Source organism: Glycomyces albidus (assembly GCF_009451885.1).
Lineage (GTDB): Bacteria > Actinomycetota > Actinomycetes > Mycobacteriales > Micromonosporaceae > Glycomyces > Glycomyces albidus.
In genome coordinates, this window is sequence record NZ_WIAO01000002.1 from 266,376 (window position 1) to 281,430 (window position 15,055).

Annotated in this window: 13 protein-coding genes and 1 tRNA gene; 9 read left to right on the top strand and 5 right to left on the bottom strand. The window is 70.3% G+C overall.

Features of this window, described 5'->3' with window-relative positions; genetic code table 11:
* Positions 1 to 75: 75 nt before the first annotated feature.
* The gene (locus tag GFD30_RS02945; RefSeq protein ID WP_153023699.1) at positions 76 to 1,020 is read left to right on the top strand and encodes an aldo/keto reductase; all 945 of its coding nucleotides are present in this window, start codon (positions 76 to 78) and stop codon (positions 1,018 to 1,020) included.
* 75 nt (positions 1,021 to 1,095) lie between these two features.
* On the opposite strand, the gene GFD30_RS02950 is transcribed toward GFD30_RS02945, so the two are convergent.
* A tRNA-Val gene (locus tag GFD30_RS02950) sits at positions 1,096 to 1,167 on the bottom strand.
* A gap of 148 nt (positions 1,168 to 1,315) precedes the next feature.
* Between GFD30_RS02950 and GFD30_RS02955 the strand changes: the two genes are divergently transcribed.
* From GFD30_RS02955 to GFD30_RS02975, 5 genes are all read left to right on the top strand, one after another.
* Positions 1,316 to 2,023: a DsbA family oxidoreductase gene (locus tag GFD30_RS02955; RefSeq protein WP_153023802.1), complete on the top strand. Its 708-nt coding sequence runs from the start codon at positions 1,316 to 1,318 to the stop codon at positions 2,021 to 2,023.
* An 80-nt stretch (positions 2,024 to 2,103) separates the two neighbouring features.
* On the top strand, positions 2,104 to 3,270 hold the full coding sequence (locus GFD30_RS02960) for a VLRF1 family aeRF1-type release factor (RefSeq protein ID WP_153023700.1): 1,167 nt from the start codon (positions 2,104 to 2,106) through the stop codon (positions 3,268 to 3,270).
* A gap of 222 nt (positions 3,271 to 3,492) precedes the next feature.
* Complete coding sequence (locus GFD30_RS02965) at positions 3,493 to 4,905, top strand: FAD-dependent oxidoreductase (RefSeq protein ID WP_153023701.1); 1,413 nt, start codon at positions 3,493 to 3,495, stop codon at positions 4,903 to 4,905.
* A gap of 195 nt (positions 4,906 to 5,100) precedes the next feature.
* Complete coding sequence (locus tag GFD30_RS02970) at positions 5,101 to 6,027, top strand: endonuclease/exonuclease/phosphatase family protein (protein ID WP_153023702.1); 927 nt, start codon at positions 5,101 to 5,103, stop codon at positions 6,025 to 6,027.
* Positions 6,028 to 6,076: 49 nt separating this feature from the next.
* On the top strand, positions 6,077 to 6,964 hold the full coding sequence (locus GFD30_RS02975) for an endonuclease/exonuclease/phosphatase family protein (RefSeq protein WP_153023703.1): 888 nt from the start codon (positions 6,077 to 6,079) through the stop codon (positions 6,962 to 6,964).
* Between the two features lie 42 nt (positions 6,965 to 7,006).
* Here the strand turns inward: GFD30_RS02975 and GFD30_RS02980 are convergent, their stop codons facing one another.
* The 4 genes from GFD30_RS02980 to GFD30_RS02995 form a co-directional block, all read right to left on the bottom strand.
* The gene (locus GFD30_RS02980) at positions 7,007 to 8,062 is read right to left on the bottom strand and encodes an NAD(P)-binding domain-containing protein (RefSeq protein ID WP_407648956.1); all 1,056 of its coding nucleotides are present in this window, start codon (positions 8,060 to 8,062) and stop codon (positions 7,007 to 7,009) included.
* Between the two features lie 297 nt (positions 8,063 to 8,359).
* Complete coding sequence (locus tag GFD30_RS02985) at positions 8,360 to 8,812, bottom strand: DUF3291 domain-containing protein (protein WP_153023704.1); 453 nt, start codon at positions 8,810 to 8,812, stop codon at positions 8,360 to 8,362.
* A gap of 138 nt (positions 8,813 to 8,950) precedes the next feature.
* A complete protein-coding gene (gene acnA / locus GFD30_RS02990) occupies positions 8,951 to 11,671 on the bottom strand; it encodes an aconitate hydratase AcnA (RefSeq protein WP_407648957.1) in 2,721 nt (906 codons plus the stop codon).
* A gap of 377 nt (positions 11,672 to 12,048) precedes the next feature.
* Complete coding sequence (locus GFD30_RS02995) at positions 12,049 to 13,512, bottom strand: aminopeptidase P family protein (RefSeq protein ID WP_153023706.1); 1,464 nt, start codon at positions 13,510 to 13,512, stop codon at positions 12,049 to 12,051.
* Between the two features lie 153 nt (positions 13,513 to 13,665).
* Between GFD30_RS02995 and GFD30_RS03000 the strand changes: the two genes are divergently transcribed.
* The 3 genes from GFD30_RS03000 to GFD30_RS27760 are packed head-to-tail and all read left to right on the top strand — an operon-like array spanning position 13,666 to position 14,877.
* A complete protein-coding gene (locus GFD30_RS03000) occupies positions 13,666 to 13,971 on the top strand; it encodes a hypothetical protein (protein ID WP_153023707.1) in 306 nt (101 codons plus the stop codon).
* Positions 13,968 to 14,363, top strand: coding sequence for a hypothetical protein (locus GFD30_RS03005; RefSeq protein WP_112140276.1), 396 nt, complete (start codon positions 13,968 to 13,970; stop codon positions 14,361 to 14,363). The genes GFD30_RS03000 and GFD30_RS03005 overlap by 4 nt, the downstream gene beginning before the upstream one ends.
* Positions 14,364 to 14,394: 31 nt before the next feature.
* A complete protein-coding gene (locus tag GFD30_RS27760) occupies positions 14,395 to 14,877 on the top strand; it encodes a PH domain-containing protein (RefSeq protein ID WP_153023708.1) in 483 nt (160 codons plus the stop codon).
* Positions 14,878 to 15,055 lie beyond the last annotated feature (178 nt).

The window sequence follows — 15,055 nt, forward strand, 5'->3', positions numbered from 1 at the left end:
TTCGTGTAGGCTCGAACGTAACGGAGGAACCTCCGCTTCTGGGGTTCCATGATGCCACGAAACGAGGACGAACCCATGCCTGCACGCTCCGAAGCCTCCGACCGGTCCGCGACACCTCGCCCCGGCGGCCTGTATTCGATGGCCGGACACGACCTCGCCCGCGTCGGGTACGGCACGATGCAGCTGCCGCGCCTCAAGGACGCCGCCGCCGCGCGCAAGGTCCTGCGCCGGGCGTTCGAGCTGGGCGTGAACCATTACGACACCGCGCACTTCTACGGCGACGGAGCGGCCAACGAGCACCTCGCCACCGAACTCGGCGCAGAGGACATCGTCGTCGTCACGAAGGTCGGCGCCCGTCCCGCCAAGCGCGGCCCCATGCCCCTGGTCCCGGCCCAACGCCCCGAAGAGCTCCGCCAGGAAGTCCACCGCAACCTCCGCAGCCTGCGGACCGACCGGCTCGACGTGGTCAACATGCGCCGCATCGCCCCCGGCTCGTTCCCGCTCACCCCGAGCCAGAAAGTCGCCTTCGACGACCAGATGGCCGCGATGGTCGCCATGCGCGACGAAGGACTGATCGGCGCGATCGGCGTGAGCACCGTGAGCCTGGCCGAACTGCGCCGCGCGCTCCCGGCCGGAATCGCCTGCGTGCAGAATCCGTACAGCCTCACCGCCCGCAAGCAGGAGCCCGTCCTCGAGCTGTGCCGCGCCGAGCACATCGCCTGGGTGCCGTACTTCCCGCTCGGCGGGGCCTTCCCCGGCTCGGCGAAGGTCACCCACGAGCCCGTCGTCCAGGAGATCGCCCGGTCCATGGGCGCCATGCCGGCCCAGATCGGCCTGGCCTGGCTGCTCCACCACGCCGAGAACACGCTGCTCATCGCCGGCACGTCCTCGGTCGACCACCTCGAGCAGAACGTCGCCGCCGGCGCAGTCCGACTCGACGACCAGATGATGGCAGCCCTCGACCGAATCCGCCCCGCCGCCGGACTCAGGGGCTTCCTCAAACGCTTCCGCCGCCCCTGAAACCCTTCACGGCCAAGCGCTTTGGAACACGCCGACATGTCGCCGAATCACGGCTTCTGAACTACGAATATGCGGTGGGTGCTACAGGGATCGAACCTGTGACCACCTCCTTGTAAGGGAGGTGCTCTACCGCTGAGCTAAGCACCCGTGGGGCGCGGTAGGGCGCGCCGAGCCTGAGAAAGGGTACCTGAACGGGGGCTTGGGCGCGAGTGCAGGGGGAGAGGCGCCGCACAGTCGGAATTCAGTGGAAGCTTCAAGTGTTGGTGCTGGCGTGACGACGCTTGAGAACAACACGCTGCGCGTGGACATCTGGTCCGACATCGCCTGCCCTTGGTGCTACGTCGGGAAGGCCCGGTTCGACAAGGCCGTGGAGCAGCTCGACGGGAAGGTCGCCGTGGAGGTGCGGCACCGGTCGTTCGAGCTCGACCCGGACCGCCGGCCCGGGGAGGTCGCCGAGGTCGTGCCGATGATCGCGAAGAAGTACGGCATCAGCCCGGCCCAGGCGCAGGCCAACGAGTACAAGCTCGGCGAGCTCGCCGAGCTGGAGGGACTCGAGTACCGGACCGAGGGCCGCGACCACGGCAACACCTTCGACCTGCACCGGGTGCTGCACCTCGCCGCCGACCGCGGGCTCGAGGCCGAAGTCTGGAAGGCGTTCTACACCGCGAACTTCGCCGAGGAGGCGTCGGTCTTCGAGCGCGACCGGGTCGTCGAGGTGGCCGTCGCCGCCGGGCTCGACAAGGACGAGGTCGTCGCGGTGCTCGACGACCCGGAGCGGTACCGCGACGCCGTCCGCGCCGACGAGGCCGAGGCCGCCGCGCTCGGGGCCACCGGAGTGCCCTTCTTCGTCATCGACCAGAAGTACGGCGTCTCCGGCGCGCAGCCGACCGCGCTGTTCGCCGAGATCCTCGAAAAGGCTTGGGACGAGAAGAAACCCGCGATCACGACCATCACCGGCGCCGACGGCGCCGACGCGTGCGGGCCGGAGGGCTGCGCGATCTGATCGAAGTGGCGAAACCTTCACGATTCGGAGGCAACGGGCATATCCTGAGGCGAATTCCGATCAACGAGGAGGCGGTAGCCATGCCCATGGATCGCGAGACGCAGCTCAGGCTGGTGAACCTGCGGGACGACGCCGGCGTGCTCTCGCTCTACGTCAACGCCGACCCCCGGCAGGAAGGATCGACCCCGCCCTGGAAGAACCGGCTCGATCAGGGCCTCAAGAAGCTGCTCGAAGCCGTCGAGAACGGCACCCGGCCCCTCCTGGGCCGGCGGCTCGAAGAGCTCAAGCTCGACCTCGAAGCGCTCGTCCGCCCCGGCTCGCCCGGGATCGGGCGGGCGCTGTTCGTCGCGCTCAGCACCGGCGACACCTACCGCGTCGAGATGCAGACGCCCCTGACCGACCGGGTCGCCCTCGCACCCCGCTCCCACATCGCCCCGATGTTCGGCGCCTGGGCCGAAGGCTCACCGGTCGGCGTCGCGGTCGTCGACGGGAAGGGCATGCGGCTGCTCGACAGCCGCTTCGGCAAGTGCGAGGAGGTCTCCGGTCTCGGCTTCGAACTCGACACCGACGAATGGCGGGTCATGAAGGGCCCCGCGGCCGTCCGCAGCGCTTACGGCAGCCGCGACGGCTACATCTCGTCGAACCAGCAGGACCTGTTCGACTACCGCGTCGCCGAGCACCTCCAGAAGTTCCTCGCCGCCGCGCACTCCACACTGGAGGAGCACGTGGCGACCTACGGCTGGGAGCTCCTGGTCGTCACCGGCGAGCCCGAACTCGTCGAGGCCGCCTCGAAGTCGCTGCGCAACGGCGTCAAGGCCGAGGTCGTCCCGTCGAAGCTGGTGCTCAGCCAGTCCACGCCCGCGCAGATCCAGCAGGCCCTCGCGCCCGAGATCGCCGCCGCCAGGCGGGCCCGGGACGAGCGGCTCGCCTCCGACTTCGCCGAAGCGCCGCCCAAGGCCGCGATCGGATCGGAGGAGGTCCTCGACGCCCTCCAGGCCGGCCGCGTCGACCGGCTGCTCATCGAGCGCGACTCCGCCTGGAACGGCCAGCGCATCCCTGCGGGCGCCGTACTCGCCGACGCGGTCGCTCCCGGCGAGCCCGAGGTCGCGACCGCGATCTCCGAGGCGCAGCTCGGCGAGGCGATGATCGAGATGGCGCTGGCGTCCGACGCCCGCGTGTCGATCCTCAGCGCGGGAGTCGACCTGGGGGAGAAGGCCGGCGGCGTCGGGGCGATCCTGCGCTGGTGACGGGGTTGAGTCGTGAGTTAGGTTATGCTAACCTATCTCCGGCAGTTCGAACTAGGGCCGCGAGTCTCTCACCTTCTCGCGGCCCTAACTGCTGTCCGGGGCCGTCCGGGCTTCTTCTGCGTCACATTGCCGCTGCGGGGCTTCCGCGCGCCGGAAATTCAACGTACATTGAATTCATCAAGCGATGAATTTCTGAACGCGGCTCACCCCTAGGAGAACGCCATGTCCGACCAGCAGCAAACCGAGGTCATCGTCGTCGGCGCCGGCCCCACCGGGCTCCTTCTCGCCGGCGATCTCGCCGAGGCCGGCGTCGCGGTGCTCGTGCTCGAGAAGCGCGGCGCCGAGATCTCGAACCTCTCCCGCGCCTTCGCCGTCCACGCGCGGACCCTCGAGGTCCTCGACGCCCGCGGCCTCACCGACGACCTGTCCGCGCTCGGCGGCAACCGCCTCAGCGAGCTCTTCCTCTTCGGCAGCGCCAAGATCGACCTGAGCGGCCTCGACACGCGCTTCCCGTGCGTGCTCATGACGCCGCAGTACAACGTGGAGCGCGTCCTGCGCGAGCGCGCCGCCGCGGCCGGCGCCGAGTTCCGCTTCGGGCACCGGGTCACCGGGATCGACCAGGCGGACGGCCGGGTCACCGTGCGCACCGACCGGGGCGACTTCACCGCGCCGTACGTCGTCGGCACCGACGGCGTCCACTCCGGCGTCCGCGAAGCCGTCGGCATCCCGTTCCCCGGCGAGGCCGTGCTGCGCTCGATGATGCTCGCCGACGCCGAACTCGACGCGCCGCCGGAGCACAGCCCGTCGGTCGGGAGCGCGAACGGCGCCTTCTGCTTCGTCGCCGAATTCGGGGACGGGACCTGGCGCGTCATCGCCTGGAACGCGGCCGACCAGCAGGACGACGACGCACCCGTCACGACCGGGGAGATTCGGACCGCGCTCAAGCTCGCCTTCGGCACCGACTTCGGGATGCGCGAGCCGCGCTGGTCCTCGCGGTTCCACTCCGACGAGCGACAGGCCCCGACCTACCGCTCCGGCAACGTGTTCCTCGCCGGCGACGCCGCCCACTGCCACTCGCCCGCCGGCGGCATGGGCATGAACACCGGCCTCCAGGACGCGGCCAACCTGTCGTGGAAGCTCGCCGCGGTTCTGCGCGGCGCCGATCCGGCGCTCCTGGACACCTTCGAGGCCGAGCGCCACCCCGTCGGCGCGGCCGTCCTGCGCACCAGCGGCCGGATCATCCGCGCCGCCGCCAACAAGTCCAAGGTCTTCAAGGCCGTGCGCGGCGTCGTCCTCGGCGCCGCGCTGCGCCTGGACCCGGTGATGCACAAGGTCACCGGCGAGATCAGCGGCATCGACGTCCACTACGGACACGGCCCCGGCGGGCACCGCCTCGTCGGCAGGCGCGCCGAGGACGTCGACCTCGCCGGCGGTTCGCGCCTCTACGAGGCCCTGCGTGGCGGCAGGTTCGTCGTCCTCGACAGCGCCGAACCCACCGGCGCGGTGGACGCCGCCTCGGCCGAACCCGACGGCCTGACCCGCGTCGTCCGCCCCGACGGCTACATCGGGTGGGCCGGCGAGGACGACCCGGCGGCGGTCCGCGCCTACCTGGAGGCGCACGCCGGAAGGCTTTGATCAGGAAACCGGGACGGCGGCGGGTCCAGGGCCCGCCGCCGCCGTGCTGCGCGCCCGCGAAGGCACCGTCGCTTGTGGGCGAACGCCCGCGTCGACATGAGTTCGTCGCGCGTTCACGAACTGAGGGTTGCACTCCCGCGGCATTTGTCGTGAACTTGCAGTCCACCCGGTTTCATCCTGAGATATAGAGGTTCAATGAGAAACGTCCTTAGTCGACGCGGCGTGCTCGGCGCCGGCCTCGCCGTCGGCGCGACGGCCGTCGCCACCGGTGTCCTCTCCGGAACCGCGCACGCGGAGGAGTCCTTCGGCGGCCCCCTGATCGGCGAGCCCCGCGGCGATCAACTCCACCTGCTCACCTTCAACCTCCGCTACGAGGGCGGCGACCCGTCGCCGCGCACCTGGGACGAGCGGCGCCCGCTCGTCAAGACCGTCCTCAAGCGGGAGAAGCCCTCGATCCTGTTCTCGCAGGAGGGCGTCTTCGGCCAGCTCCAGGACGTCCTGGAGGACCTCGGCGACAAGTACGACTGGATCCACCTCGGCCGCCTCGGCGGCTCGAAGTCGGAGGCCACCGCGATCTACTGGAACACCAAGCGCCTCAAGGTGGTCGAGTACGACCACCTGTGGCTCTCCGACACCCCGCTGCTCATCGGCTCCAAGAACTGGGGCAACAACGTGGTGCGCATGCTCACGTGGATCCGGTTCCGGGACCTGCGCACCGGCAAGGAGTTCTACACCGTCAACAACCACTTCGACCACCAGTCGGAGAACGCCCGCCAGCGCGGCGCGCAGATGAACCTCGACGTCATCGCGCCGTGGGTCGAGCAGGGCTTCCCGGTCGTCAGCGCCGGCGACTTCAACCAGGTCCCCGACACCCCGACCTACACGATCCTCACCGACGGCGGCCTGGTCGACTCCATGCTCGCCGCCGAGGAGCAGGTCACCCCGGTGTGGGGCACCTGGAACGGGTGGAACCCGGTCCCCAGCGAGACCGAGCGCCGCATCGACTGGATCCTCACCACCCCCGAGATCCGCATCCTCAAGGCCGCGGTGAACACCTACACCGAGGACGACCGCACCCCGTCCGACCACTGGCCGGCGCAGGCGCTCATCGAGCTGCCCTGACCCGCGAAGCGCTGACGGGGCGGCGGCGCCCGGGTTATGGTCGTTGACCATGAACGCCCTTCCGGCCGCCGCCCCGCAGGCGTCGGGCGCGGAGCCCGACGCGCCGCCGGTGCTGCGCGGCACGCCGCTGATCGGCCCGGTGGAGCCGCCGTTCGTGCACCTCATGACGTACAACCTGAAGTCCGCTTCGGGCGCCGCCCCGAACGCGTGGTGGAAGCGCCGCCCGCTGGTGAGCGGGCTCGTCGCCGCCGAGCGGCCCACGGTGCTGTGCACGCAGGAGGGCCGGTTCCGGCAGCTCCGGGAGCTGCGCGAGGACCTCGACGGCTACGACTGGATCCACTTGGGACGCGGGGGCGGCTCGCGCTCGGAGTCGACCGCGATCCTGTGGGACGCCTCCAGGCTGGCCCCGCTCGACTACGACCACCTGTGGCTGTCACGGCGCCCCGACCGGATCGGCTCGCGCTCCTGGGGCTCGGCCACGGTGCGGATGCTGACATGGGTCCGCTTCGAGGACAAGGCGACCGGGAAGGACTTCCATGTCGCGAACGTGCATCTCGACCACCGGTCCGAGAAGGCCCGCCGCAAGGGCGCGGCGATGTGCCGCGACGTGGTGCGCCGCTTCCTCGGCCCGGCGGTCCTGGCCGGGGACTTCAACTGCGGGCCCGACTCCAGGGCCCACGCCGTCCTCGCCGGCGGGGGCCTGTCGGACGCCTGGGCGGTGGCCGAGCGGCGGCTCACCCCGGAGTGGGGGACGTTCAACCGCTGGAAGACCGCGCCCGCCGAAGGGCCGCGAATCGACTGGATCATGGTGCGGTCCGGACCGCCCCGCGAAGAGCTCACGGTCCACCGGGCCGGCGTGAACGCCCGGACCGGGGACGAGCTGACCCCTTCGGACCACTGGCCGGTCCAGGCGGTGTTCACCATCGGCCGGGAGTGAAGGCCGGGCGGCCCGGTCAAGGAGCGGAGTCGGGAACCCCGGTCAGGACATCCGGTCGAGGTACTCGCGGATCTCCCGGACGGCCGCGCGGCCGGCCCGGTTGGCGCCGACCGTGCTCGCCGAGGGGCCGTAGCCGGCGAGGTGGATGCGGGGGTCGGCCGCGACCCTCGTGCCGTCCATGACGATCCCGCCGCCCGGCCCGCGCAGTTTGAGCGGTGCGAGGTGGTCGAGCGCGGCGCGGAAGCCGGTGGCCCACAGGATCACGTCGGCCGGCTCGAACCGCCCGTCGTTCCAGGCGACGCCGCCGGGTTCGATCCGGTCGAACATCGGATGGCGCTCGAGGACGCCGGCCTCGCGCGCGGCCCTGATCTCGGGCGAGAGCGGGACGCCGGTGACGCTGATGACCGACTGCGGGCGCAGTCCCTTCCGGACGCGCTCCTCGACCATGGCCACGACCTCGCGGCCGCGGTCGGGGTTGAAGTCGCCGGCGCGCCACTGCGGCGGGCGGCGCGTCACCCAGGTCGTCGCGGCCGCGTACGGGTGGATCTCCATGAGGTGCTGGATCGCGGAGATCCCGCCGCCGACGACCACGACCCGCTCGCCCGCGAACTCCCACGGCCCGCGGTATTGGGCGGTGTGGAGCTGGCGGCCTTCGAAGGCGTCCTGCCCGGCGTAGCGCGGCCAGAACGGGCGCTCCCAGGTGCCGGTGGCGTTGATCAGGGCCTTCGCGATCCACACGCCGCGGTCGGTGGCGACCTCGAGCCGCTTGTCCGGCAGCGAGCGCACCGACCGCACGGTGACCGGGCGCTGGACGCGCAGGTCGAATTCGCGCTCGTAGGCGGCGAAGTACTCGGAGATGACCCCGGCGACGGGCGTGGACTCGTCGGGTTCGGGCACCGGCATCCCGGGGAGCTGGTAGACCCCGTTGACGGTCTTGAACGTGAGGGTCGGCCACCGGAACTGCCAGGCGCCGCCCGCGTGCGGCGCGTGGTCGACGACGACGAACCCGGTTTCGGGCTCGAAGTGCTTGCGCAGGAAGTACGCGGCCGAGAGCCCGGCCTGACCGGCGCCGATGACGACGACTTCCACTTCGCGGATCACACCAGGCGAAACGCCTCAGGACGGACCCGGATTCCGCGAGGTGAGGCTCTTCACGCGCCGGCGGTGCGTTATGGCGCGGGCTTGCTTCGGCTTCGGCTTCGGGTTGTGCCTGCGGTTCGCTACGCGTTCGGCTTCGGGTTGTGACGCGGGTTTGCTGCGGCTTCGGCTTCGGACTGTGCCGCCGGTTCCCTACACCTCCGGCTTCGGACTCTGCCGCCGGTTCCCTACGCCTTCGGCTTCGGACTCTGCCGCCGGTTCCCTACGCCTTCGGCTTCGGACTCTGTCTCCGGTTCCCTACGCCTTCGGCTTCGGGAACTCCGCCTTGAGCGTGAACGCGTCGGCGGTCGGCCCCTTTTCGCGCAGGATCGTCAGGCGCTTCTCGGCGTCCTGGACCGTGGGCCGCTCGCCCGCGGGCACCCACCATAGGGCCGTGATCGCCTCCTTGAGGTGCTCGAACCATTCGCGGCGCCGCTGGAGGTACGGTCGGTGCACCGATCCGTATACATAGGACCGAAGAGCCTCGGGTGTGGCCCACACCGACATGTTCACGATGAGCCATTCGTCGCCCCAGAACCGGAACCCGGTGGCGCCGTCGCCTTCGCCGTCGACCAGCCGCCACACGAATCCGTCGGCGGCGTCCGCTGCGGCGTTGACCTCCGCGAGACCGTCCATGAAGTCCTTCATCACCGGTGAGTCCAGAGGCGCGCGCATTCGTCCGATGTTCACTTGGGCCAGTTCGTAATCCATGCACCGAGCCTGCCAGCGCCGCGTCCCGTGCGTCAACGACCGGGACCGAAACCCAGTCGACTGGGATTTCGCGACCGGGTGTTCCGCGGGCGCGAAAAAAGGGCGGGCCCGAAGGCCCGCCCTGTGGTGTCGGGTGTACTACCCGGCCAGGAGGCCGCGCAGCACGTACTGCAGGATGCCGCCGTTGCGGTAGTACTCGGCTTCGCCCGGGGTGTCCAGGCGGACCACGGCCTCGAAGGTCGTGACGGCGCCGTCAGGGCTGGTCGCGGTCACGGTGACGGTGTCCGGGATGCCCTCGTTGATGGCGGTGACGCCGGTGATCGAGATCGTCTCCTCGCCGGTGAGGCCGAGGCTCTGGTGCGACTCGCCCTCCGGGTACTGGAGCGGGAGGACGCCCATGCCGATGAGGTTCGAGCGGTGGATGCGCTCGTACGACTCGGCGATGACGGCCTTGACGCCGAGCAGGCGGGTGCCCTTCGCGGCCCAGTCGCGGCTGGAGCCGGTGCCGTACTCCTTGCCGGCCAGGACGACCAGCGGGGTGCCCTGGGCGGCGTAGTTCTGGCAGGCGTCGTAGATCGTCGAGACCGGGCCGCCGGCCTGCGTGAAGTCGCGGGTCCAGCCGCCCTCGGTGCCCGGCGCGAGCTGGTTGCGCAGGCGGATGTTCGCGAACGTGCCGCGGACCATGACCTCGTGGTTCCCGCGGCGCGAGCCGTAGGAGTTGAAGTCGGCCGGGGACACGCCCTGCTCCTTGAGGTACTCCCCGGCGGGCGAGTCGGCCTTGATCGAGCCGGCGGGGGAGATGTGGTCGGTCGTGACCGAGTCCCCGAGCTTCGCCATGACGCGCGCGCCCTCGATGTCCTCGACCGGCTCCGGGGTCGCCGGCATGCCGTCGAAGTACGGGGCCTTGCGCACGTAGGTCGAGTCGTCGTCCCACTCGAAGGTGTTGCCGGTCGGGATCGGCAGCGACTGCCAGGTCTCGTCGCCGTCGAACACGGAGGCGTACTCCTTGAGGAACATGTCGCGGCCGATGTGGCCGTCCACGACCTCGCGGATGTCCTCGAAGGTGGGCCAGATGTCGCGCATGTACACGTCCTGGCCGTCCTTGCCCTTGCCGATCGGGTCGGTCGTGAGGTTCACGTCCATGGTCCCGGCGAGCGCGTAGGCGACGACCAGCGGCGGGCTGGCGAGGTAGTTCATCTTGACGTCGGGGTTGATGCGGCCCTCGAAGTTGCGGTTGCCCGAGAGGACCGCCGCGACGGCGAGGTCGCCGGCCTGGATCGCGGCCGAGGTCTCCTCGGGGAGCGGGCCGGAGTTGCCGATGCAGGTGGTGCAGCCGTAGCCGACCAGGTTGAACCCGAGCTTGTCGAGGTACGGGGAGAGCCCGGCGCGCTGGAGGTACCCGGTGACGACCTGGGATCCGGGCGCGAGCGAGGTCTTGACCCACGGCTTGGTGACGAGGCCGGCCTCGACGGCGTTCTTGGCGAGCAGGCCCGCGCCGACCATGACGTACGGGTTCGAGGTGTTGGTGCACGAGGTGATCGCGGCGATCACGACGGCGCCGTGGTCGAGCTCGAACTCGCCGGTGTCGCTCTTGACGGTCTGGGGGTTGTGCGGGCGGTCGCCGTTGGGCGACTGCGCGGGGGCGTCGGAGCCCGGGAAGGACTCCAGGCCCGGCTCGTCCCGGACGTAGTTGGCGACGTCGCGCCGCCACTGGTGCCCGGCGTTGTCGAGCTGGATGCGGTCCTGCGGGCGCTTGGGGCCGGCGATCGAGGGCACCACGGTCGACAGGTCGAGTTCGAGGTACTCGGAGTACTCGGCCTCCTGCGCCGGGTCGTGCCACATGCCCTGGGCCTTGGCGTACGCCTCGACGAGCGCGATCTGCTCCTCGCTGCGGCCGGTCAGGCGCAGGTAGTCGATCGTGCGCTCGTCGATCGGGAAGATGCCGCAGGTGGAGCCGAACTCGGGCGACATGTTGCCGAGGGTGGAGCGGTCGGCCACGGGCACCGAGGCGACGCCCTCGCCGTAGAACTCGACGAACTTGCCGACCACGCCGTGGTCGCGGAGCATCTCGGTGATGGTGAGGACGAGGTCGGTGGCGGTGGTCCCGGCCGGGAGGTCGCCGGAGAGCTTGAAGCCGACCACGCGCGGGATGAGCATCGAGATGGGCTGGCCGAGCATCGCGGCCTCGGCCTCGATGCCGCCGACGCCCCAGCCGAGGACGCCGATGCCGTTCTCCATGGTGGTGTGGGAGTCGGTGCCGACGCAGGTGTCGGGGTAGGCGACGCCGTCGCGGGTCATGACGACGCGCGCCAGGTGCTCGATGTTGACCTGGTGGACGATGCCGGTGCCGGGCGGGACGACCTTGAACTCGTCGAAGGCGGTCTGGCCCCAGCGCAGGAACTGGTACCGCTCGCGGTTGCGCTCGTATTCGCGCTCGACGTTGCGCTTGAAGGAGTCGGGGTGGCCGAAGAAGTCGACGATCACCGAGTGGTCGATGACCATCTCGGCGGGCGCGAGCGGGTTGACCTTGGCCGGGTCGCCGCCGAGGTCGCGGACGGCCTCGCGCATGGTGGCGAGGTCGACGACGCAGGGGACGCCGGTGAAGTCCTGCATGATCACGCGGGCGGGGGTGAACTGGATCTCGGTGCTGGGCTTGGCGTTCGGGTCCCAGGAGCCGAGGGCGCGGATGTGGTCGGCGGTGATGTCGGCGCCGTCCTCGTTCCGCAGCAGGTTCTCGAGGAGGACCTTGAGGCTGTACGGCAGCCGCTGGTGGCCCTCCACCTTGTCGATGCGGTAGATGTCGTAGTCGTGTTCGCCGACCCGCAGCGTGTCGCGGGCGCCGAAGGAGTCCGTACTCACCATGAGAGCTCCTCGAGTCAGAACTGAAGGTCGGTCTCAGTCTGCCGCAACCCGAGAGGTCGGGAACCGCGGTCGGGCAGAGCCGCCGACTCTTAAACAGTACGTCCGTCTTATTTAACGGGTCCAACTGTAGCACCCGGTGTTCCGAGGGCGTTGCCCAGCCGAGCCTAATGACGGCTGCGGGTGCGGGTGCTCTTGCGCGCGTGGGCGTCCGGGCCGAAGGGCTTAAAAGGCCGGCGGCGGCTGGCGGTTGTGTGCGGTGATGTCGCCGCCGCCGGCCCGGTGCGGTGGATATAAGTCTTAAATCGGACTATACGCGTTGGGCATTCAGGACCTTCAGCGGCCCTTCGATACTAGGTGTCACCTGCGGATACGTCCTACTCGCCCGCGAGCCGGGGCCCGGCCTCGCGCTGCTCGGCGAGCCAGGTCTCGACCTCCTCGGACGAGCGCGGGAGCCCGTCCGAGAGGTTCTCGCAGCCGTCGGCGGTGACCCGGACGTCGTCCTCGATGCGGATGCCGACGCCGCGCAGCTCCACGGGGACCAGCTCGTCGTTGGCCTGGAAGTACAGGCCGGGCTCCACGGTGAGGACGTAGTCCTCCTGGACGGCGCCCTTGTAGTAGTGCTCGGCGCGCGAGGCCGCGCAGTCGTGCACGTCGAGGCCGAGCATGTGCCCGAAGCCGTGCAGCGTCCAGCGGCGGTAGATCAGGGAGTCCTTGTCCATCGCCTCGTCGACCGAGCCGGGCAGGATGCCCAGGTCCTTGAGGCCCTCGGCCAGGACCCGCATGCAGGTCTGGTGGATCTCCTGGAACTCGGTGCCGGGCTTGATGACGTCCATGCCCGCCTGCTGCGAGGCGTGCACGATGTCGTAGACCTCGCGCTGGAGCGGGGTGAACCGCCCGTCGACCGGGATCGTCCGGGTGATGTCGGCGGTGTAGAGGTGGTGGTTCTCCACGCCCATGTCCATCAGGAGCAGCTCGCCGGTCTTGGTCGCGCCGTCGTTGGTGGTCCAGTGGAGCGTGGTCGCGTGCGAGCCGGCGCCGACGATCGAGTCGTAGCCGAGGCCGTTGCCCTCGAGGCGGGCGCGCGAGCGGAACACGCCTTCGATGAGCCGCTCGGAGACCGAGCCGGTGGCCGGGATGATCCGGGCCACGTCCTCGAAGCCGCGCACGGTGATGTCGACCGCGTCCTGGAGCTGCTCGAGCTCCCACGAGTCCTTGCGCAGCCGCAGCTCCGCGAGCACGGCCGCGAGCTCGCCGTCGCGGGTCAGCCCGTCCGCGGAGGGGTCCTCCTTGGGGAACCGGGCGTCGAGCGCCGCGTCGAAGCCGCGCAGCAGCCGCGTCCGCGACCGCTCCGCGCCCTGGAGCGCCTCCCCGAGCCCTTCGACGTCCTTGCACGGCAGGCCCAGGCGCACCTCGGTCTCCTCGAGCGAGTGCTTGCGGCCGATCCACAGCTCGCCGTACTTGGCCGAGCGGAAGAACTCGTCGGACTCGGTGCCCTTGCGGGGCCGGCGGTACAGGACGGCCTCGTGCCCGCCGCCGCTCGGGTGCAGCACCAGCACGCCCTCGGGGTCCTGGTCGCCGGTGAGCCACACGAAGTCCGAGCCGGCCCGGAACGGGTAGAAGGTGTCGTTCGAACGCACCTTCTCCTCACCCGTGGGGATGATCAGCACCTCGCCGGGGAAGGCCGCCGAGAGCGCCTCGCGGCGCCGCGCGGTGAAGGCCGCCTGCGGCAGCGGGGCCGCGTCCAGGTCCAGCGGCCCCCACCCGGAGCGCATGAACTCCAGGAACTTCTCGGGGAACTTCGGGTCGTGGGGGCGCTCCCCGGACTTCGTCTCGGCCATCGCCGTTCCTTTCTCAACAACCTGTCGCGCGGCAAGGGTCGCTTGCACCCCGACCGTACCGCGTCGGTGCGGACGCGGTGCCCGCGAGCGCCGCCCAGTCGAGGGCGCCACCGCGGTCGCCCGTTTCGCGACGGCACCGCTACCCTGAGAATCGTGACCGATCGCGCCAATTCGTCGCTCAACCCGCCCCCCAAACAGGGGGCGGCCCCCTCGCGCTCGAGCGTCACCCTCTCCGAAGCCCAGCTCGAGCAGATCCGCCGCCTCGTCGCGGTCGGCCGGGCCGAGTCCGTCGACGAGTACGTCGGCGCCGCCGTCGCCGAGCGCCTCGAACGCGACCGCTCCCTCACCGAACTCCAGGACCTCTTCGAACGCAAGGGCCAGGGCCCGAGCGAGGAGCACCTCGCGTGGGCGCGCGAGGTCCTCGGCGTGGAGGACAAGGACGCGGAGGGGCGTACATGATCGGTGGCCGCATCCTGGACGTGTCGGCCATCGTCGGATTCGCCACCTCCATGCCCTATCCGCAGGCCGTGGTGTTCACCGCGCTCGAGCAGAACGTGGTCCTCGCGATCCCCTCAGGCGCGCTCGCGGAAGCCTGGTCGCAGGCCCGCCGCCGCGACCGGGACGCGCTGCTGGTCCTGCTCGGCCTGCCCGTCACGGTGGTCATGGACCTCGACCAGAAGTCCGCCCGCGACGTCGGGCTCATGCTCTCGCGCTCGCGCCAGCACGGGAACATCGCCGCCGGGCACGTCGCCTGGTGTGGCCTGAACCGCCCCGGGTGGCCCATCGTCACCGGCGAGCCGAAGACCCTGCTTGCATTCGATTCCAGCCTGGAGATCGACCAGCTTCCGTGAGCGGTCGCCCGAGGGACAATAGAGGAGCAACGTGACCGCCGTACAGGAGCAGGGATCCATGCCCACGACCGACCCACTCGACGGAGCCTTCGAATACCGCCCCCGCAAGTCCCGGATCGGCGCCTGGATCGGCGCCGCCGTCGCCTTCGGCGGGTTCACCGCCCTCTCGTTCACGCTCGGCTCGACCACCGTCGAGGGCGGCACCGTCACCTGGGCCGACCAGGCCGCGATGATCGGGCTCGGCGTCATCGGCGCCGGGATCGCCCTGAGCTTCCTGCGGCTGCGCGTGCGCGCCGACGAGAAGGGCATCGAGGTCACCAACGTCGCCCAGAAGCGCTTCTTCCCGTGGCAGGTCGTCACCGCGATCAACTTCACCGACAAGATGACTTGGGCCACGGTCGAACTCGCGGACGACGACGAGATGTCGATCATGGCCGTCCAGGTCAGCGACAAGCAGCGCGCTGTGGCGGCGATCAAACACCTCCGTGCGCTCCTGGAGCAGTCCCGCAGCTAGGTGCTACCATTGCGTGTCGATCGCGTGCGCTCAGCGCATGCGACAGCAAGCGGAGTCCAGCTCCCACCCGCAGCCGGGTCCACTGGGTCGAGTACCCGGGACCGACAGGCGAACGGGTCACAAGACGGCGATCAGTTCGCCGTGCTTTGGAGTGGACCCCGGCATACGCTGGGGTCTT